At 70.0% G+C, this 20,020-nt stretch carries 18 protein-coding genes; 11 read left to right on the top strand and 7 right to left on the bottom strand.

The annotated features are described in order from the left end of the window. On the bottom strand, positions 1–478 hold a 478-nt coding region (locus E1218_RS38270), incomplete at its 3' end, for a sigma-70 family RNA polymerase sigma factor (protein ID WP_132325237.1). A 682-nt stretch (positions 479–1,160) separates the two neighbouring features. Continuing rightward, positions 1,161–2,789: an amidohydrolase family protein gene (locus E1218_RS27345; protein WP_132325234.1), complete on the bottom strand. Its 1,629-nt coding sequence runs from the start codon at positions 2,787–2,789 to the stop codon at positions 1,161–1,163. Between the two features lie 80 nt (positions 2,790–2,869). Here E1218_RS27345 and E1218_RS27340 point away from each other — a divergent pair, with 80 nt between their 5' ends. Genes E1218_RS27340 through E1218_RS27330 form a run of 3 tightly spaced genes read left to right on the top strand, consistent with a single transcriptional unit; the run spans position 2,870 to position 5,668 of the window. Continuing rightward, complete coding sequence (locus E1218_RS27340) at positions 2,870–3,649, top strand: uracil-DNA glycosylase family protein (RefSeq protein ID WP_132325232.1); 780 nt, start codon at positions 2,870–2,872, stop codon at positions 3,647–3,649. Positions 3,650–3,677: 28 nt separating this feature from the next. Beyond that, positions 3,678–4,547, top strand: coding sequence for an exodeoxyribonuclease III (locus E1218_RS27335; protein ID WP_132325229.1), 870 nt, complete (start codon positions 3,678–3,680; stop codon positions 4,545–4,547). Beyond that, complete coding sequence (locus tag E1218_RS27330) at positions 4,547–5,668, top strand: hypothetical protein (protein WP_132325227.1); 1,122 nt, start codon at positions 4,547–4,549, stop codon at positions 5,666–5,668. Before E1218_RS27335 ends, E1218_RS27330 begins: the two co-directional genes overlap by 1 nt. Positions 5,669–5,689: 21 nt before the next feature. On the opposite strand, the gene E1218_RS27325 is transcribed toward E1218_RS27330, so the two are convergent. Next, positions 5,690–6,190 carry a mycothiol transferase gene (locus E1218_RS27325; protein ID WP_132325224.1) on the bottom strand — a complete coding sequence of 167 codons (501 nt, stop codon included), beginning with the start codon at positions 6,188–6,190 and terminating at the stop codon, positions 5,690–5,692. 86 nt (positions 6,191–6,276) lie between these two features. Between E1218_RS27325 and E1218_RS27320 the strand changes: the two genes are divergently transcribed. Next, complete coding sequence (locus tag E1218_RS27320) at positions 6,277–7,308, top strand: aldo/keto reductase (RefSeq protein WP_132325221.1); 1,032 nt, start codon at positions 6,277–6,279, stop codon at positions 7,306–7,308. Between the two features lie 51 nt (positions 7,309–7,359). Further along, complete coding sequence (locus tag E1218_RS27315; RefSeq protein ID WP_132325219.1) at positions 7,360–8,085, top strand: DUF5995 family protein; 726 nt, start codon at positions 7,360–7,362, stop codon at positions 8,083–8,085. On the opposite strand, the gene E1218_RS27310 is transcribed toward E1218_RS27315, so the two are convergent. Continuing rightward, positions 8,082–8,801, bottom strand: coding sequence for a M50 family metallopeptidase (locus E1218_RS27310; protein ID WP_132325216.1), 720 nt, complete (start codon positions 8,799–8,801; stop codon positions 8,082–8,084). The genes E1218_RS27315 and E1218_RS27310 overlap by 4 nt on opposite strands. 131 nt (positions 8,802–8,932) lie before the next feature. Between E1218_RS27310 and E1218_RS27305 the strand changes: the two genes are divergently transcribed. From E1218_RS27305 to E1218_RS27290, 4 genes are all read left to right on the top strand, one after another. Further along, positions 8,933–11,203, top strand: a complete 2,271-nt coding sequence (locus tag E1218_RS27305; RefSeq protein WP_233712500.1) for a S41 family peptidase — start codon at positions 8,933–8,935, stop codon at positions 11,201–11,203. 19 nt (positions 11,204–11,222) lie between these two features. Continuing rightward, a complete protein-coding gene (locus E1218_RS27300; protein WP_165949441.1) occupies positions 11,223–12,479 on the top strand; it encodes an aconitase X in 1,257 nt (418 codons plus the stop codon). Further along, positions 12,476–12,886: an aconitase X swivel domain-containing protein gene (locus E1218_RS27295; protein ID WP_132325213.1), complete on the top strand. Its 411-nt coding sequence runs from the start codon at positions 12,476–12,478 to the stop codon at positions 12,884–12,886. Before E1218_RS27300 ends, E1218_RS27295 begins: the two co-directional genes overlap by 4 nt. 142 nt (positions 12,887–13,028) lie before the next feature. Then, positions 13,029–13,322, top strand: coding sequence for a phosphatase PAP2 family protein (locus E1218_RS27290; protein WP_132325210.1), 294 nt, complete (start codon positions 13,029–13,031; stop codon positions 13,320–13,322). Here the strand turns inward: E1218_RS27290 and E1218_RS27285 are convergent. After that, positions 13,265–15,472 carry a bifunctional SulP family inorganic anion transporter/carbonic anhydrase gene (locus tag E1218_RS27285; protein WP_233712499.1) on the bottom strand — a complete coding sequence of 736 codons (2,208 nt, stop codon included), beginning with the start codon at positions 15,470–15,472 and terminating at the stop codon, positions 13,265–13,267. The two genes, E1218_RS27290 and E1218_RS27285, sit on opposite strands and share 58 nt — an antisense overlap. Before the next feature lie 233 nt (positions 15,473–15,705). Here E1218_RS27285 and E1218_RS27280 point away from each other — a divergent pair, with 233 nt between their 5' ends. Together E1218_RS27280 and E1218_RS27275 are read left to right on the top strand one after the other, a co-directional pair. Then, positions 15,706–16,479 carry an SDR family NAD(P)-dependent oxidoreductase gene (locus E1218_RS27280; RefSeq protein ID WP_132325204.1) on the top strand — a complete coding sequence of 258 codons (774 nt, stop codon included), beginning with the start codon at positions 15,706–15,708 and terminating at the stop codon, positions 16,477–16,479. Next, positions 16,479–16,868 (top strand): helix-turn-helix domain-containing protein, encoded by a 390-nt coding sequence (locus E1218_RS27275; protein ID WP_132325201.1) that lies wholly within the window; start codon positions 16,479–16,481, stop codon positions 16,866–16,868. The genes E1218_RS27280 and E1218_RS27275 overlap by 1 nt, the downstream gene beginning before the upstream one ends. On the opposite strand, the gene E1218_RS27270 is transcribed toward E1218_RS27275, so the two are convergent. Beyond that, complete coding sequence (locus E1218_RS27270) at positions 16,849–17,577, bottom strand: DUF427 domain-containing protein (RefSeq protein WP_132325199.1); 729 nt, start codon at positions 17,575–17,577, stop codon at positions 16,849–16,851. The genes E1218_RS27275 and E1218_RS27270 overlap by 20 nt on opposite strands. Before the next feature lie 52 nt (positions 17,578–17,629). Further along, positions 17,630–19,753: a fibronectin type III domain-containing protein gene (locus tag E1218_RS27265; protein WP_267900330.1), complete on the bottom strand. Its 2,124-nt coding sequence runs from the start codon at positions 19,751–19,753 to the stop codon at positions 17,630–17,632. Between the last annotated feature and the right edge of the window lie 267 nt (positions 19,754–20,020).

Raw genomic sequence — 20,020 nt, 5'->3', positions numbered from 1 at the left:
GGCGGCAGGCGTCGGTGTAGGCCTGGGCCGGCATTCGCACCAGGCGGGAGCGGTCGGAGATGGCGCGGCCGATCGACTGGCGGATCCACCAGATCGCGTACGTCGAGAAGCGGTGGCCGAGGCGGTGGTCGAAGCGTTCGACGGCGCGCATCAGGCCGATGTTGCCCTCCTGGATCAGGTCCAGGAGCGAGATGCCTTTGCCGGTGTAGCGCTTGGCGAGGGAGACGACCAGACGGAGGTTTCCTTCGATCATGCGGCGCCGCGACTGCTGTCCCAGGGCGACCACGAGTTGCAGGTCGGCCGGGTCGTGCGTGCTCGGGCTACCGGCCGCGAGCTGCTCGGCGGCCAGCAGGCCGGCTTCTATCCAGTACGAGTGTTCGTCGACCTCCTCCAAGGTCAGTAGGTCGTGGTTGCCGATGTCGCGCAGGTAGGCGACCAGTGCGGTGACGTCGGCGGGTTCGCAGTCGAGCTCGGCCATCCGTTCCCCTCTCTTCGTCAGAGAGAGTGCCGTGATTGCAGGAGCTGGAGCGCACTGACTTTGTGTCGGTGGATAACTACGTGAAGTTGTCGGATCTGCCCCTGTGGACAACCGGGAATCGGTCGTCGATGGGACTAGGATTCGCCGGCCCTGGCTTGTGAGTGGGTTGAGGCGGGTGGTGCTGGAATCAGACCGGGGCGTATGGATCTGAAGAGGCGGGAAGATCCGGGTGCGTGCTCGGGCGGGGCATGTCCTGGCCCGGGGTCAGGACCAGGCGCGATACCTGGTGGCTAGTGCCGCGTCAAGAAACGTTGAGGTCGTAACCGGCCGCTGGCTGCAGTTCGACAGGACGTATGCGCCCACTGCCGACGACGCACGCCTGAGCAGACCGGCAATCCGGCTCGATCGCCGGACACCTCCTGTCGAACTGCACACATCAGCCCGGATCCCCCAACCGCGGACAGCACATCGGGACTGGGGACAGCTGACCAGATGCCCCAGTCCCATCAGGTGGCGGAGGATCGGCGCAGGCACCCAACGCGACCACGCTCGTCAACAGTTACGACCCCCACGTTTTCGGGCGAGGCACTAGTTCCTCGTAGCGGGCTGACCAGGCCGGGAGGGAAGCGTCCGCCAGGTGGGCTGCGAGTCGGTCGAGGAAGGCGTGGGCGCCGGGGAGGAATCAGGCGTACGAACGGAGGCCGGAGAGCAGACCGTTGTGGAACGGATTGGCGTCCACCTGGTCGAACCACGCGGAGCCGGTGGTCAGCGGTTCCAGCGGCGGAATGGTGACCGGCGGAGGGGTGGCGCCGGTGGGGCCTCGGCGGCGGAGCTCGGTGTCGAGCTCGGGGGCCGGCATGTCCGGGAGGAGGACGAAGGTGTCGGTGCCCGCCAGGGTCGCCGGGAAGTCACCGGTGACCAAGCCCCCGTCGCCGGAGCCGAACGCCGCGCCGGACGCGAAGGCGCCGTCGGCGCCGGACCCGAGGACGGCGGCGTTGAACGCGGCCTCGTCCGCCGCGGCCAGCGCGGCGAACGCCGCAGCGGCCCGGTTGGCGGCCGCCGACGGATCGGACCGGATCTGCTCGAGCTCGGTGAGCACCGACTTCCAGGTGACCGAAGCATCGCCGTAGTCGATCGACCGGGACAGTCGCCCGACGGAGATCGCGGTCGCGGCCGGGGCGAGCGACCTCATCAACGAGCGCAGGCCGTAGCGGGCGCGCCCGCCGATCACGACCAGCCGCACGTCGGACTCCGTGGCCGCGATCAGGTTCCGGTAGACGTCGGCGTGCGAACGGCGTACGACGATCAGGTCGGCGAGTGCTCCGCGTTCGATCCGGCCGAGTGGATGCGGCCAGACGCCTGACAACGCCGCACCCGGGTTGGACGTGGCCAACCGCACCAGTTCCTCGTCCGTGAACACCGGCGAGGCCTGTGCCTTGTTCCAGAGGTCCGCGACCTTCAACTCCCACAGGACGTTGCGCGTCCCCGACGGCGCCCAGTCCGAGCCGATGCACAGTCGCACGCCGGCCGCCTTGGCCGCGGCCACGTCGGCGGTCACGCCGTACAGCCAGTAGTTCGAGAACGGCGACCAGACGAGACTCGACCTCCCCGCGTTCATCCGGGCGAAGTCGTCCGCGGTCAGCGCGCCGCCGTGGATGGCGACCAGTTGGGGCGTGACCACGCCGACCTCGTCGAGCAGCTGGAACTCCTTGCGCAGCTCCGGATCCGACCCCTCGGCCGAGTGCGCGATGAACCCACGCCCGTGTGCGACCGCGGCCGCGTACGGCGCGAGCGCTTCTTTGCTGTCGGCAACGAGAGTGCTGACCCGGACGAAGTCGTCCCGGGTGCCGAGTTTCTCCGAGTCGACGTTGCGGATCAGGTCGTTGTCCGGCGGTACGGCGCCCCGCGGGTTGCCCTGGATCGACGTCGTCCCGCCGATGATCGCGCGCGTCTCGACGTACCGGAGCAGCGCGCGGCCGGCGGCGGCACCGAGCAGCCGGGCCGGCCGGCTGATCTGCGCACTGTACGTCGGCGCACGCCCCCACTGGTTGTGCGAGGTCCACGGCTTCGACCGGGACGGCTCCGTCCACAACGGCAGGCTGTTGTACATCAGGTGGTTGTGCAGATCGATCAGGCCGGGACAGATCACGCCGCCGACCGCGAGGCGCGGCGCGTCCTCGAAGCCGTCCGGTACGGCGTCGCCCGGGGTGACCGCCGCGATCAATCCGTCGTCGCCGACGTACACCGTGCCTTGGTCGAGCACCTGTCCGTCCGGCCGCATCGTGGCCACGGTTCCACGCAGTACGAACATGGCCCCTCCCGTTCTACAATCCCCGTGCCGCCCCTGTTCACGAGAGTAGGTCAGGAATCGTCGAGGGGGAGGTATTCGCGATGGCTGACTTCGATCCGGGCCCGCCGGCGGCGGTGGCGCGACACTTCGCGAGAGTGCCCAGCTATGCGGAGTTCCGGGAGCTGTTCTGGCACGACTGGGGTCCGGTGTTCTACCGGGGCCGGCTGAATCGCACCGCGCGGTTGCTGGCGATCGCGTCCGACCCCGGCCCGACCGAGCGGATCGCGGGCCGGACCCTGGTGGGGGACGCCGGGCAGCGGGTCCAGGGGCTCCTGACGAAGGTCGGTCTGACCCGCAGCTACGCGCTCGTCAACGCCTACGCGTACGCACTGCTGCCGTCGCGCGCGCAGCAGGCAGCGCCACTCCTCTCGAAGCCCGATCACCTCGCCTGGCGCAACGCGCTGCTCGAGATGATCACCGGCCCGCAGCTCCAGGCGATCGTCGCCTTCGGGGCGCAGGCGCGGTCCGCGCTGAGACTGTGGGACGACAAACCGCAGGTACCGGTGTTCGAGGTGCCGCACCCGTCCAGCCGCAACCCGAAGGCGCTGCTGGACGGTTGGCGGGACGCGGTCGACGAGTTGCGGCGGATCGTCACCCCCGACACCGATGCCGATCCCGCGGTGCCGAATTACGGCCCGAAGTTCCTCGAGTCCGACTACGCGCCGGTCCCGGCCCGCGACCTGCCGTTCGGCGTACCGCCGTGGCTGGGGGACGACGCCTGGGGCCGCAGGGACAAGCCGCGGCACAACAACTGCGTCGAACGGCCGTCGACCGATCTGCGGAACACTCTCGTCTGGAGAGCCCCCAAAGTCGGTCTGTAACGAGCTGATATGGGACTACGGTGGTCGGGTGCGAGTAGCGACGTGGAATGTGAACTCGGTCAAGCAGCGCCTCCCGCGGTTGTTGGGGTGGCTGGACGAGCGGCAGCCCGACGTGGTGTGTCTGCAGGAGACGAAGCTCGCGGACGACGCCTTCACCGACTTGCTCGGTGAGGAGTTGTCCGGGCGCGGCTACGAGACCGCCCTGTACGGCGAGGTCCAGTGGAACGGCGTCGCCCTGCTGTCGAAGGTGGGCCTCGAGGACGTGGTCACCGGTGTCGCCGAAGCACCGGGTTTTCCCCATCCGGAGGCCCGCGCGGTCGCGGCAACGTGTGGCGGCATCCGCATCCACTCGCTCTACGTGCCGAACGGTCGCGTCCCGGACTCCGAGCACTACCACTACAAGCTCGCGTGGCTGGCTGCCCTCACGGAGGTCGTCGCGGCCGGCCCGGCCGACCAGATCGTCTGCGGTGACATGAACATCGCGCCGACGGACGCCGACGTGTTCGACCCGGCGGCGTACGTGGGGTCGACGCACGTGACCGCGCCGGAGCGGCAGGCGCTGGCGGACCTGATGTCGGCGAAGGGCCTGCACGACGTCGTCCGCGACCGGTGGCCGGACGAGCGCGTCTTCAGCTACTGGGACTACCGCGCGGGCATGTTCCACCAGGACCTGGGCATGCGGATCGACCTGATGCTCGCGACCGAGCCGGTCGCCGACCGGGTGAAGGCCGCGTGGATCGACCGCAAGGCCCGCAAGGGCACCGGGCCGAGCGACCACGCTCCGGTCATCCTCGACCTCGACGTCGCCCCGGACGGCGACATCGGGCCCGTCGTACCCCCGCCGTCCGCCCCGCGGACCGGCCGCAAGACGACCACCAAGCTCCCGCAGAACCGCTGATGCGCCGTCGAGTCGCCGCGGCGCTCGTCCTGGTCCTGGCCTCCCTGGCCGCGTGCAGCGACAGCAAGCCGTCCACGCCGTCGGTGACCTGGACCGAGGTCGACGTCGGCGCCGAGCCCGTCACGCTCACCGGACACGGCGATCAACTGCTGGTCGGACTGCGCGACCGGGGCGCCGAGGTCGACCCGCAACTCGTCGTCCTCGAGGGCGGCCAGCGCAAGCAGGTCACGGTCACGCCGTCACCGGCGAGCCCGTACGCGTTCGAGGCGATCTGGTACTCGATCGCGTACGACGGCAAGCAGTTGCTCGCCCTCGGCGGCGCGGCCGGCGGGGCGCACTCGAACACCCGCTGGACGGTGTGGACGGGCTCGGTCGACGGCGGTCTGGCCGAGCGCCCGCAGGAGTTCAACACGTTCGGCGGGCAGACCGCCGGCGCACTGTACTCGGCCGTCATCACGCCGAGCGGCCGCGCGCTGCTCGGCTCCTGGGGCGGTGTCAAGACCGGGAACGACGGTGCCGTCTGGCTGCCCGAGAGCGACGCCAAGTGGGTCCGGCAGAACCCGGCGAGAACCGCGCTGCAGAGTACGCCGTCCCTCCTGGTCGGACCCAGCTTCGGTACGGCGCTCGGCGACAGCATCGTCCTCGTCGGGTCGCAGGTCAGGCTGGCACCGAACGTGGTCGCCCAGGAGGCCGCGATCTGGCGATCGGCCAAGCTCAACTTTGGCTGGCAGGCGATGGCGCTGCCAGACCCGGGCAAGCGCAGTCACGCGATGACCGCGTCCTGTACGCCGATTTCCTGCCTGGTCTCGGGGTACGTCGACGACCGGTTGGCCCTGTGGCACGTGGAGCGCAGCGGGCCCGCGAAGCGGATGAGCGGAGTGCCGGCGATCCCGGTCGGGGACAAGGACGAACTGCCGCCGCCGATGGTCGTCGGTGACGAGATCGTCCAGATCGTTGCGCAGGACAACAAGGCGAAGGTGGTCAGCGGGCACGACGGCAGTTGGACGGTGCGGGAGTCGGCCGCCGGGCCGGAAGGCCTCGTGACCGATGCCGCGCTCACCGACTCCGGCGAGCTCTACTTGATCGCCGGCACGTCGCTGTGGAAAACCAGGCTCAACTGACCAGGCTGTGACTGATCAGGCTCAGCTGATCAGTCCCTTCACGTACGCCGCCTGGCCGGCGTGCTGGTCGCAGTCGTTGATCACGCTGACCAGGCGCACGCCGAGCGTGACCGGCGGGTTCCACCGGCGGTCGACGATCCGGTCCAGACTCTCGTCGGTGACCGACTTCAGGAACTCGGCCGTACGGGTGTGCACGGCGTCGTAGTACCCCAGCAGCTGCTCGGCCGACAGCCTGACCTGGGCGACCTGCTCCGGCGTGTGCCCGTAGCCGGTGTCGGCGGCGTCGAGCGGGAGGCCGAGCCGCTCGTGCCAGCCGTCCGCGGAGTAGACCTGTTCGTGGCCGCCGGCGTCGGCCAGGTGGTCGTCCTGCACGCGCGTCAGGTGCCAGACCAGCCACGCGATCGAGTTGGCCTTCCCGCCCGGCCGGGTGGTCAGCGACTTCTCGTCGAGACCCTCCACGACGTCGTGCACCACCTCCTGGGCCCGGCTGTGTGCGTCGATCAGCAGTTCACTCGTCTTCATGGACGCCAACCTAGCTCGGCGCGTGGACAGTTCCAGCCACGACCTAAGGTGGGCAGCAAGGCTTGTCCGGACAACGAGGAGCAATTGTGGAATACCGCACTCTGGGCGCGAGCGGCGCCGTCGTCTCCACCTACGCGCTCGGCACCATGACGTTCGGCAACGAGACCGACGAGGCCGGTTCGCACGCGCAGCTGGACCGGTACGTCGAGGCCGGTGGCAACTTCGTCGACACCGCCGATGTATACAGCGCCGGTGTGTCCGAGGAGATCGTCGGGCGCTGGCTGGCGAAGAGCTCGGCCCGCGACGACGTCGTGCTCGCGACCAAGGGCAGGTTCCCGACTGGCGACTCGCCCAACGACGTCGGCACCTCCCGCCGGCACCTGCGCCGGGCGCTCGACCAGTCGCTCAGCCGGCTCGGCGTCGACCACGTCGACCTCTACCAGTTGCACGCCTGGGACCCGGTCACCCCGCTCGAGGAGACGCTGAGCTTCCTCGAGGACGCCGTCCGGGCGGGCAAGATCGGGTACGGCGGCCTGTCGAACTTCACCGGGTGGCAGCTGCAGAAGGCGTGCGACCTGATCGACCGCCGTGGCTGGTCGCGGCTGGTCACGCTGCAGCCGCAGTACAACCTGCTGGTCCGGGAGATCGAGTGGGAGATCGTCCCGGCCGCGCAGGAGAACGGCCTCGGCCTGCTGCCGTGGTCGCCGCTGGGTGGCGGCTGGCTGACCGGGAAGTACTCGTTCGACGAGGAGCCGACCGGCGCGACCCGCCTGGGCGAGAACCCGGACCGCGGGGTCGAGTCCTGGCACCGCCGCAGCCGCAACCAGCGCGTCCGCGCCGTCGTCGACGCCGTCCGGGAGATCGCCGAGGCCCGCGCAATCTCGATGGCCCAGGTCGCGCTCGCGTGGTTGGTCGACCGGCCCGCGGTCACCTCGGTCATCCTCGGTGCGCGCACACTCGAGCAGCTCGACGACAACCTCGCCGCGGCCGACCTGCACCTGACCGAGGACGAGACCACGAAGCTCGACCAGGCCAGCGACCCAGGCGCGGCCGACTACCCGTACGGCGGCCCGGGCGTCGCCCAGCGAGGACGCCCGATCGCCGGCGGCCGGGCCTGATCCCGACCGCTGTCCGGGGAGCGGAGTACGCCGCTGCCCGGAAGTAGTCCGATGACTGACGGGATCGACGACGTCGTCGAGCGCCTGCAGCGACGGCTGGACGGGCTGCCGGCCGAGCTGCACCACCGGCGGATCTTCCTGGCCACCTACCTCCGTACCACCCAAACGGTCGGTACGGCGATCGAGCACGGCCGCTTCGAGGATCCGGAGTGGGTCGAGGACTGGGACGTGAAGTTCGCCGAGCTCTACCTGGACGCCCATGACGCGGCCCACAGCGCAGCGCGACCGTGGCGGCTGGCCTTCGACGCGCCGGCGGACCTGCCGCCCTTGTTGCACGTTCTGCTCGGCATCAACGCGCACGTCAACTACGACCTGCCGCAGGCACTGCTGGCCGTGATCAGCGACGACGACTTCACGGATCCACAGCTGATGCAGCGGCGCCGCCGCGATCACGAGCGGATCGACGGCGTACTCGCGGAGCGGGTCAGTGCCGAGGACAACGCGCTCGGCGGGGCCCGGAGCCTGCTCGACCGTGTCCTCACGCCGCTCAACCGGCGGGCCTCCCGGCGATTCCTGCGCGAGTCCCGGCAGAAGGTCTGGCACAACACGGCCGAGTTGCAACGCGCCCGGCTCGACGGTTCAGCGGCGTACGCGACCCGGCTCGCCGAGCTCGAGCTGCTCAGCGCCGCGAAGATCGCCGACCTCCTCCGCCCCGGACAGGTGCTGCTCCGCCTGGCCGTCACCGGCTTCGGCGTGACACTGCCACCACCGGCCTAGGGCCCGCCTCCCAAGTCGGCCGGCACACCCGACCAGACGACGCCCACTGCCAGGCACCCGAGCGTCACCAGGCCGAACACGCCGACCCACATCAACGCCGGTACGCCGGTCAGTCGCCGAAGCTGATCCGCATCGGAGCTACGGCCGCCGCCACCACGCCGCGAGTGCTGCAGCTCCAGTACGGCGCGTGGCGCGGCGAGCAGCAGGAACCACGTGAGCAGATGGGCGAAGGCGGACTGGACGGCCGCCGATCCCCACCAGGACACGGCGAACACGCCTCCACCGAACACGAGAACCGACCACAGCCCGTACAGGTTGCGGATCTGCAGCAACAGGATCACCAGCGCGAGCAACAGTCCCCAGAGCAGCGCAACGGCGTACCCACGACTGAGCACGAACGCCGCCGCCAGGCCGAACAGCGCCGGGCCGGGATAACCCGCCAGCAGTACGGCGATCATCCCCGGGCCGGTGGGATGGCCGCGCGACACCGTGACGCCGGATGTGTCGGAGTGCAGGCGGATGCCGGCCAGCTTCCGGCCGACCAGCGCCGCGATCAGGCCGTGCGCGCCCTCGTGCGCGATCGTCACCACCTGCCGCGTGTGCCGCCAGACCGGCCGCCACGCGATCAGCAGCAGCGCGGCGATCCCGGTGCCGATCACCACCCGCAGCGACGGCTCCGGCTGCACCGACGTCAAGCTGTCCCAGACCTCGTTCACCACCCCATCCTTGCAGTCAGGTGGTCAACCTCTCGGACACGTTGACATCACGAGGTGCGCGGACGACGGTGGAGGGATCGCGGCCCGGGGAGGGCTGCCGCATTGGGGGAGAGATGTCACAGCCACGCACGATGAAGTCCACTGCCACGAAGACGACGGCGAAGAAGGCCACCGCCCAGAAGACCAGCGCTGCGAAGTCGATCGCCACCGGGGGAGGCACGACAGCGAGTGCCGGCAGCAAGACCGGCAGCGCCAGGAGGGCCGGCACTGCCAAGAAGGCAAGCACTGCCAAGAAGACCAGCGCCGCCAAGAAGACCAGCGCCGCCAAGAAGACGAGCACTGCCGAGAAGACCAGCGCCGCCAGGAAGTCCAGCACGGCCAAGAAGACGAGTACCGCCAAGAAGACCAGCACCGCCAAGAAGGCGCCGGCGAGGGCGACCACCGCCACCAAGCGCGCGGCCCGGCAGGCGATCAGCGGCACCACCAGGACCCGGGCCGTCGAGGTCGAGGGCGCGGCCGCCGTACCGCTGCCGCAGTTCCTCGCGTCGGCCGGTACGCTGACGATCGGTCAGCGGAAGTTGCTGGTCGATCAGGCGTTGCTGCTGCTCGACCAGAACTACGTGCACCTGCCGCTCAAGGCAGCGATGCACGCGGTCAACCCGCTGCAGCGGCTGCGGGTGATGCGGTCGCGGATGGAACGTCAGACCGCCGAGACGATGGAGCCCGAGTGGATGTTCCACCGGCAGATGTCGAGCATCTTCCACTCGGTCCGTGACCTGCACACCAACTACCTGCTGCCGGCGCCGTTCGCCGGGAAGATCGCGTACCTGCCGTTCATGATCGAGAAGTGCTACGACGAGGGCGGCCGGGAGCACTATCTGGTGACCCGGACGGTCACCGGGTACTCGGCTCCGCAGTTCGGGCCTGGAGCCGAGGTGACGCACTGGAACGGTACGCCGATCGCCCGCGCCGTCGCCCTGAACGGCGCGCAGTTCGCGGGCAGCAACGACGCGGCCAACCTCGCCCGCGGCCTGGAATCGCTGACGCTGCGGCCGCTGGTGATCCAGTCACCGCCGGACGAGGACTGGGTGAACCTCACCTACGTCGGTCTCGACGGCTCGACCCAGGAACTGCGCGAGCAGTGGAAGGTGACCGCGAACCTGCCGCCGATGACCGATCTGGACTCGATCAGCGAGACGTCCGCCGCGATGGGTCTCGACCTGGACTCCGACGAGAAGGCCCGGGCGAAGAAGGCGCTCTACGTCCGCGACGTGGTCGAGCTGGAGGGCGGCCAGAGCTCGGCCGAGCTGAGTACGCCGGCCGCGGTGGGCGGTGCGGACCTCCCGACCACGATGCCGGGCGTGTTCCGTGCCCGCGAGGTGGTCACTCCGTCCGGGACCTTCGGTCACCTGCGGATCTTCACCTTCAGCGTGCAGGAGCCGGTCGCCTTCCGGGACGAGTTCGTCCGGCTGGCCGGTCTGCTGCCGCAGCGTGGTCTGATCGTCGACGTCCGCGACAACGGCGGCGGCCACATCTACGCCAGCGAGTTCACCTTGCAGACGCTGACACCGCGGCGCATCTCGCCGGAGCCGGTGCAGTTCATCAGTACGCCGCTCAACCTGCGGATCTGCCGCCGGCACAAGGACAACCCGGCCGGGATCGATCTCGGTCCGTGGTTCGACTCGCTCGACCTGGCGACCGAGACCGGGGCGTCGTTCTCGGCCGCGAAGCCGATCACGCCCGAGGAGGGCGCGAACGACATCGGCCAGACGTACCACGGCCCGGCCGTGCTGATCACCGACGCCCGGGTGTACTCGGCGACCGACATCTTCGCCGCCGGGTTCGCCGACCACGAGATCGGCATCATCCTCGGCGTCGACGACAACACCGGCGCGGGCGGTGCGAACGTGTGGACGCACGGCCTGCTGGCCGCGCTGCTGAACGAGCCGCCGCCACCGGACCCGACCTCGCCGTACGAAGCGCTGCCGAACGGCGCGAACATGCGGGTCTCGATCCGCCGCACGCTGCGCGTCGGCGACCTGTCCGGCACCCCGGTCGAGGACCTCGGCATCCGGCCGCACGAGACGCACAAGATGACCCGGGCGGACCTGCTCGACGGCAACGTCGACCTGCTGAACAAGGCCGGGTCGTTGCTGGCGGCAATGCCGTTCCGGCGTCTCGACGTGACCACGTCGTTCAGCGGTACGACGCTGACGGTCAAGCTGGACGTGGAAGGCATCGACCGGGTCGACCTCTACCTGGAGGGCCGGCCGATCAGCTCGGAGGACCTGACCGGCGCGCCGCTGAGCATCGACATCCTCGACGTCACGCCGGGCCAGCTGCTCCGGGCCGACGGCTATCAGGCAGGTGCGCTGGTGGCCTCGCGCCGGCTCACGGTCTGAACGAGGTAGTTTTCGAATTGTGGACAATCTTCGTCTGACCGCCGAGGAAGAACGCCTGCTCGGCGGTCAGGACGGGGATGGTGTCGCGCTGGCGATGCGGGTGATCGTCAGCCTGGCCCGCCTGGGGGGTGCACCCCGCCTGGTCGAGATCACGTCCGCGCACGTCGACTCCTGCCTGTACCACGGCCAGGTCAGCCTGGACTTCGCCCACACCCTGGCCGGTCTCGGCGCGAAGGTGCGCGTGCCGACCACGCTGAACGTCGGGTCGATGGATCTGCTGCATCCCGGCCTGGTCCGCACCACCACCGACGCCGAACGCGAGATCGCCGTCCGCGGTCGCGAACTGATGGCGGCGTACGTCGACCTCGGGTGCACGCCGACGTGGACGTGCGCGCCGTACCAACTCCCGGGTAGGCCCGGGGTCGGTGAGCACGTCGCGTGGGCCGAGTCGAACGCAGTCGTCTTCGCCAACTCCGTTCTCGGAGCCCGCACGGACCGGTACGGCGACTTCGTCGACATCTGCGCCGCGATCACCGGGCGAGCGCCGTACTCCGGGCTGCAGACGACCGAGGCCCGGCGCGGGACCGTGGTCGTCGACTGCCGCCGGCTCGGTGAACGGTTCCTGCGGTCGGAGCTCGCGTATCCGTTGCTGGGTCACCACGTCGGCTCGCTCGCCGGTGGCCAGATCCCGGTGCTGGTGGGGATTCCGGGGGACGTGAGCGAGGACAACCTGAAGGCGTTCGGCGCCGCGGCCGCGTCGGCCGGCGGAGTCGCGCTCTTCCACGCGGTCGGAGTCACTCCCGAGGCTCCGACCGGATCGCTCGATCACCTGCCGCGGTACGACGTAGACCTCGAGACGCTGCGGGCCACGCGGCGCCGATTGTCGACCAGCGCGTCGGGCGAGCTCGACGCGGTCAGCGTGGGCACGCCGCACGCGTCGTACGCCGAATGCGAGCGGCTCGCCGGACTGCTGCGCGACGGACCACCGGTGAGACTCGCCTTTTACCTGTCGACCGGGCGGGCGACGCGGGCGCGAGCCGAGGAGACCGGCGTACTGCGCACGCTCGAGTCCGCCGGCGTCACGGTTGTCGTGGACACCTGCACCTACGTGACGTCGATCTTGTCGCCGGCCTGGACGAACGTGATGACGAACTCCGGCAAGTGGGCGCACTACGCGCCCGGGAATCTCAACGTCGATGTCGTCCTGGGCTCGCTCGAAGAGTGCGTCGCGTCCGCCCGCGAGGGTCGCGTCGTCCTGCACGAGCTCGGCGCATGATCCACGCACGCACCCTCCACCCCGGTACCGCCTCCGGCGAGACCGTCCGGTTGACCGCGCCGTTGTCGTTCTGGGGCGGCACCGACGAACATGGCCGGATCGTCGACGCGCACCATCCACAATGCGGCGCGATCCTGGCCGGCCGCGTCCTGGTGATGGAGTCCGGCCGCGGATCCAGCTCGGCCTCCAGCGTGCTCGCCGAGCAGATTCGCACGCACACCGCGCCCGCCGCGATCATCCTCGCCCGCCCGGACACGATCATCGCCCTCGGCGCCCTGGTGGCCCACGAGCTCTACGGCCTCGCCACCCCGGTCGTAGTCGTCGACCACCCCACGTACGACGAACTGCCGTCCGACCGCCGACTGCGGGTCGAGGCCACCGCGCTCGACGCCTCGATCAGTTGGTGACGGCGGTCGGCTGACGCCTCAGCCGTACGGCGGTCGGCGCGAAGAGGACCGCACACGCGCCGAGGGCCCGCGGCAGACTCGTCAGTCGGGCGATCGCGGAGTTCCGAGGCCGCACAGGATTTCGCCCAGGTAGTTCGCCGCGATGCCGAGTCTGCAGGTCGGCTGGGCGTTCATGATCGCGGTGTTCCTGATCCGGTCGACGCGTTCGCGCCTGCGGTGGCTCTGGATCGCGCACCCGGTGCTGACGCTCGCCGTGGTCGTGGTCACCGCCAACCACTACTGGCTCGACGGCGTGGTCGCGATCGCGTTGGCCCTGCCGCTGCTGCTGATCTTCGACCCGCGGCGGGTGCGCCCGAAGAGCGCAACCGCCGGGCTCGATCAGCGTTCGGACAACGTGCCGGCGGTGGCCAGCTCCTCGTCGGCGCGGACCAGATAGGGCTCACGATCGAGGACCAGCCGGGCCGCGGCCGCGCCGATGTCGAACCACAGCCCGATCAGCTCGAGCCGTCCTTGCGCCTCCGCCGTCCGGACGCAGGCGAAGCTGCGCAGGTTCGCCAGCTGGACGCCGACGTTCGCGACGGACAGTTTGTCGGCCGGGGACAGGGTCGCGCCGGTGGCCGGGTCGACGATGTCGGGCAGTCCGACGGCACGGCGTACCGAGGGCTCCAGGTGGCGCAGCCAGTTCTGCAGGCCGGAGCCGGACGGGACGGTCGCCTCCAGCGCGGCCGCGGCGGCACCGCAGTGGGAGTGGCCGCAGACCACGATCGACCGCACGCCGAGAACCTCGACGGCGTACTCGATCGCGGCGTCCACGGAGTTGCTGTTCGACCCCTTCGGCGGGACCAGGTTGCCGATGTTGCGGACGCAGAACTGGTCGCCCGGACCACTCGTGGTGATCATGTTCGGCACGATCCGGGAGTCCGCGCAGGTGATGAACAGGTGCGCCGGGCGCTGTCCGTCGGCCGCCAGCCTCGCCAGCATCGGCCGGATCTCGCCGGCGGACGCCTCGAACTCGCGGATCCCGTCGAGCATCGACACCCGCTGGTCGGGCTCGGCGATGACGTGTCGCTGCCAGGGCAGCAGCCGGCGGGCGGGAGCGGTGTGCATGACGGCCCGGAACGCCACCCGGTTGAGCTCGACCGTTCCGCCGCGCGCGAGATGTCCGCGGCGCCAGTCCTCGATCGCCTCGTACGCCGCGTGGTCGAGGTGGTCGACCTCGAGGTCGAGCCGGACCCGGGCGCCCGCCGGGATCGTCCGCAGCGTCCGGACCAGCGACGAGACGCCCAGGAAGACCAGCGTCCCGCGGATCCGCACGGTCCACAGCCCGTCTTCCTCGGTCGCGGTGACAGTCGCCCGCGCGAGTCGGTACAGCACGCGAGCCAGCGCCAGCACCAGGCCGGTGAGGACGCCCTCGGCCAGTCCGAGTACGGCGACACCGGCCGCGGTGACGACGTACACGAGCAGCTCGTCGTGCCGGCGCAACGTCCGGATGTGCGCGAGCTGGACCAGGCGCAAGCCGATGACCAGGAGTACGCCGGCCAGCGCGGCCATCGGGATGAGCTCGAGCATGGCGCCGGCCGCGAGGACGAACGCGGCGATCCAGATGCCGTGCATGATCGCCGACGCCCGGCTGCGCGCACCGGCCGCGACGTTGGTGGAACTGCGCACGATCACGCCGGTCACCGGCATCCCACCGAGTACGCCGGAGACCGCGTTCGCGGCCCCCTGCCCGATCAGTTCGCGGTCGAGGTTGCTCCGCCTGCCGCGATGGAGCTTGTCCACGGCAACGGCCGACAACAGCGACTCCACACTCGCGACCAGCGCGACCGTGAGTACGGCGGTGATGATCTCCATCGGTGCGCCGGCAGGCATCGCGGGCAGCACCAGCTCCTGCAGCGGCTGGTCCGGAAGGTCGACGCGGGTGACGTCGACCATGAAGACAGCCGCGAGCGCGGTCACGGCGACCACCGCGACCAGCGGCGCGGGAACCGCCCTGACCTTGGGCAATCGTGGCCAGACCAGCAGGATGACGACGGTCAGAACGCCGACCAGCACCGAGTGCGGGTGGTGTGCCACGAGCTGACCGGGCAGCTCCGCCAGGTTGGCGACCAACGAGCTCTGCGCCTGCCCGCCGAGCACCACGTGCAGCTGCTGGACGGCGATGGTGACGCCGATCCCTGCGAGCATGCCGTGCACCACAGCGGGCGAAAGAGAGAGAGCGAGTCGCCCGATCCGGGTGACGCCCAGCAGGATCTGCAAGAGGCCGGCGGCGCAGGTGATGCCGGCGGTCGCGGCCCAGCCGAACTGGCTGACGAGGCCGGCGACGACCACGGTGAGGCCGGCGGCCGGGCCGCTGACCTGCAGCGCGGAGCCGCCAAGCGCTCCGGCGACGACCCCGCCGACGACCGCGGCCACCAGGCCGGCGATCAGCGGGGCGCCGGACGCGGCGGCGATCCCAAGAGAGAGCGGGACTGCGATCAGGAAGACCACCAGCGAGGCCGGCAGGTCGTGGTGAAGAACTGACTTCCAGGTAGAGCTGCCTTCGGGCGCAGGACTGGAGACGGGCGGGGAATGAGAAGTGGACATGGTCGGCACGGGTTCCCTCCGGCGTCGGTGCTCAGGGCCAAGAGCTCGGGCATCAGGCGTCGAAACAAAGAGTGTCGATCTGATTACTCATCGTACTGGCCTGTTCAAGGCCGGAACAGCGAAAGTCCGGATTCGTTGCCCACGGCCCCCACGTCGAAAGGTGACGATTGCTCAGGGCATCGACACCGCGCCGTAGACTTCCGAGGCGAGTGCGGACGAGAAGGAGACCACGAGTGGACCTGCAACTGTCCGGCCGGACCGCGGTCGTGACCGGAGCCAGCAAGGGCATCGGTCTGGCCTGTGCGGAGGCCCTGGCCCGTGAGGGTGCGCAGGTGACCGGGATCTCCCGTGATCCCGGCAATCTGGTGAAGGCGCAGGAGGAGCTCGCCGCCCGGGGACTGCGGTACGACGTCGCCGCGGTCGACCTCACCGACGCCGACGCGACCAGGGCGGCGTTCGCGCGGATCGGCGTACCGGACATCCTGGTCAACTGTGCCGGCGCGGCCCGTCGGACACCGGTCGACGAGCTCGACAGCGTGGCGCTGCACGCCGCGATGGAGGCGAAGTACTTCACCTACATGCACGCGACCGAGGCGGTCATCCGGCAGATGGCCGAGCGTGGCAGCGGCGCGATCGTGAACGTCGTCGGCCAGGGCGGCCGGGCCGCGAACCCGCTGCACATCGGCGGCGGCGCGGCCAACGCGGCACTGATGCTGGCGTCGGTCGGCTACGCCAAGGCGTACGCCGCTCAGGGCGTCCGGGTGAACGTGATCAATCCCGGCATGACCCGGACCGCCCGGGTCGACGAGGGGCTCGAGGCCGCGGTCCGGGCCAGTGGCCGGCCGAAGGACGAACTGCTGGCCGAGATGGTCGCCGAGATCCCGATGGGCCGCGCGGCCGAGCCGGCCGAGGTCGCCAACGTCGCGGTCTTCCTGGCCTCGCCGGCGGCCAGTTACGTCACCGGCGCGATCATCACCATGGACGGCGGCGTGACGTCGGCGATCTGATGTTCGGCATCGACGAACTGGCGGGCCGCTTCGGCCTGGCGACCCACGTCCTGCGGCACTGGGAGGACCAGGGACTGCTCACTCCCGCCGCTCGCGTCGGCGGTCAACGCCGGTACGACGAGTCGCACGTGGCCCGTGTGGTGATGATCCAGCGGGCCAAGGCGGCCGGCCTCAGCCTCGAGCAGATCCGCCGGATGTTCGAGGCGCCCGGCGGACCCGAGCGGCGACGGATCCTGGCCGAGCAGGACGCCGCCCTCGACGAGCAGATCCGTGAGGCCCACGAGTCCAAGCGACTGATCGAGCACGCCCTGACCTGCGACCAACCCGACTTCACCGAGTGCCCGGCGTTCCACCAACTGATCTCTGCGCTCAGTCCGAGAACGGGGTGACCGGGCGCTCCTGCCGCACGCCGTCGATGAAGGTGTCGACCTTCTCGTCGAAGAAGGCGACAAGACCGGCGATCGGCACGAGGGAAGCGGTCGGGAAGTCGTAGGACCAGGCGAGGTCGGGCCGGTCGCCGGCGTTCCAGTACGCCGTCGTGCGTCCCTTGTACGGACACGCCGTCCGGGTGTCGCTCGGCGTGAGGTGCTCGAAGGCGACCTCGGTCCGCGGGAAGTAGTACCGGGGCGGCAGCCCGGTCTCGAACACGATGACGGTCGAGCTGGACTCGGCGAGGATAGTGCCGTCCAGTTCGACCCGGACGTGCCGGCCGGTGCGGATCGCGTCGCAGCGCGCGTACGGGTTGCGGGGATGGACGAAGATCTCCTCGTCCTCCTCGAACCAGCTCTCCAGCGCGTCCCACTGGAACCGGACCCGGTCCTTCGCGATCCCGTCGTCGTACAGCCAGGCCTTACCCGACCCGGCGGTGTGCACGCGGGCGACGCCGTGGCCGAACGTCTTGGTCTCGCCGGTGTCGGTCAGCAGGCCGTCGGCCACGTCCGCCAGCGGGACGTAGTACTGCGGGTACGGCGGGAACTCCCACAGGTAGATCGCGTCCGTCGTGTCCAGGACGACGCGACCGTCGAGCGTCGCCCGGATCCGTCGCGGGGCCGGGGCCGTGGAGCCGGGCGGGACCAGCGGTTCGGGGTAGCTGCTCATTGGTCCAGTAAAGGCGTGGGGCCGGCCCCAGGGAAGGCCGGCCCCACGGACCTCAAACGGTGATCCAGTCGATGTCGGCGATGTAGCCGCCCGGGTTGTGCACCTTGATCGAGTTCGCTCCGGCCTGGAGCCTCATCGGCAGGTAGGTCACCTGCGGCGTTCCCCAGTCGTTGTCGCCGAGGCCGTGGTAGTTCACCCAGTAGCTGTCGGCGTCGTTGACGGTGAGCATGCTCTGCCGGCTGGTGTCGCCGTCGGTGTAGGCGATCTTCACCAGGTACGTCCCGGTCGCCGGCACGGTGATCCCGTTCAGCGTCACCGACGCGTCGTAGCCGATGTTGCCGATCTTCTGGCCGCCCGAGCAGAGGTTGCAGCCGGAGGTCCCGGCGTTCCCGGTCAGCGTGCTCGTCGACGCCTCGGCCTCGTACCTCACCGGTCCGCCCGACTTCGAGGTGAACATGGTGACCGGTGCGCTCGCCTCCGACGTCCGGCCCTTCTTCACACCCGTCACCGTGAACGTGTACTGCGTCTGCGGCAGCAGCCCGGTCACGACAGCTGTCGTCCCGGTGCTCGTCGCCACCTGCTTGCCGTTGGCAAACACCTTGTACTCCGGCGCGCCGGTGCTCGGCTGCCAGCTGAGCGACACGGTGGTGCGGCTCACGTCGGTCGCGGTGAGGTCGGCCGGCTTGCCCGGGTGGCTACTCCTGTCCGGGACGATCTTGTAGAGCTTCGAGCCGTGGGCCGGGAGCGAGGCGCTGACCTGCCCGGAGACGTTGCGGCTGTCGCGGTCGGCCCAGACGTCGCGGACGGTCGCCTCGCCGGTGATGCCGAGCTGGTCGAAGTCGCCGGTCACCGTGGCCGGGGTCTCGGCCAGGTTGAACAGGCCGACCGTGACGCTGCCGTCGGCGTTCCCGGCGTACCAGACCTGCTGGAGCTGGTCCTGGTTCAGCGGGCGGGCCGGGGTGCCGGACTGGTTGATCGCGATGACCTCGCGGTTCGTCAGCAGCTTCAGGCCGTAGGCGTCCAGCTTGGTCATGTCGTCACCGACGAACAGCGGGGCCGCGTTGATCGCCCAGAACGTCATGTAGCTTTGCCGCTCGGCCTCGTTCAGGCCGTCCATCTCGCCGACTCCGACGTTGATCGCGTCCAGGTTGTTCCAGTGCCCCGGCCCGGCGTCGTCGATCCACTGCGGCAGGTCCCACCAGCGCTGCTTGACCGAGCCGTCCCAGCGGACGATGGTGTCGCAGTAGCACTCCACGTCGGTGTCGATCCGCCAGCCGTTCGAGTTCTGCTTCCAGACGTCGGCGTACCGGTGGCTGAGCGACCACGACAGCGTGTACATCATCGGGCGGTCGGCGTTCTGCACAGCGCGCCACCAGGCCTCGACGTCCTCGGTGTTGTTGTGGTCCGGGTCGTCCGGGGCGCCCTTCCACGAGCCCGGGCCGACGCCGTCCATCTTGATGAAGTCGACGCCCCAGCTGGCGAACAGGTTCACGATCGAGTTCGCGTACCTCTGCGCGCACGGGCTCTCGTAGTTGATCTTGTACGCCTGGTCCCAGCCGTTCGTCGTGCGCAGGTCGGGATAGACGATGTCGCGGGTGAAGCAGCCGGGCGCGTCGTAGATCGGCGTGTTGCCGTCGCGGTACACGTCGAAGCCGAGGCCGACGACGGTGTAGATGCCGAACTTCAGGCCGAGCTTGTGGAGGTCGTCGCCGACCGCCTTCATCCCGCGCGGGAACCGCTTCGGGTTGGCGACCGGCCGGCCGTACTCGTCACCGCCGAGCTGCCAGCCAGCGTCGATGTTGATGTACTCGTAGCCGTACGGCTTGAGCTTGGTCGCCATCGCGTGGGCCTGGGTGAGGATGTTCTTCTCGCTGATGAAGCTGCCCGGGCCGTCCGGGTTGACGCCCGGGTAGTTGGTGGACTGCAGGCTCCAGCTGCTCCAGCCCATGTAGGGCTTCGCGGCGACCTGCGGGTACGTCGCCGGCGTCTTGGCCGACGAGGTCAGGTCGGGCGTGCCCTGGAACGCGGAGTCGGGCTCGACCAGCGCCGGCTTGGGGCCGGGCTGGACGGTGGTCGGTTGGGCCGCGTCGGCCGGTGCGATGGCGGCGGCCGTCGACACCAGGGCGACGGAGGCCAGCACGGCCGCGGCGGTACGGCGTCTGGTGGAGTTGAGCACGATGTGGTCCCTCGGGGGAGGAGTGAGCGGACCTCGCCGAGCCTAGGTGCCCTTAATTTACATCGTCAAGTATTCAGGCCCACCGGATCCGGGGCAGGGCGGGAGCAGCTTCCCGGCCTGCCCCGGACGACTGGGCACGTCTCTCACTTCCCTGCGTGCTGCGCGGCACTCGGCGGGGCACGTCGCCGCGTTGGAGGGCGGGGGCACGGAGAACCCCACTCCGAGCCCCCGCCCTCCGCTGCACCCCACCGAGCACCTGCTCGCGAC

This window comes from Kribbella turkmenica, from assembly GCF_004348725.1.
Lineage (GTDB): Bacteria > Actinomycetota > Actinomycetes > Propionibacteriales > Kribbellaceae > Kribbella > Kribbella turkmenica.
The sequence above is the reverse complement of the archived record's forward strand: the minus strand, read 5'-3'. Positions and strand labels throughout refer to the sequence as shown.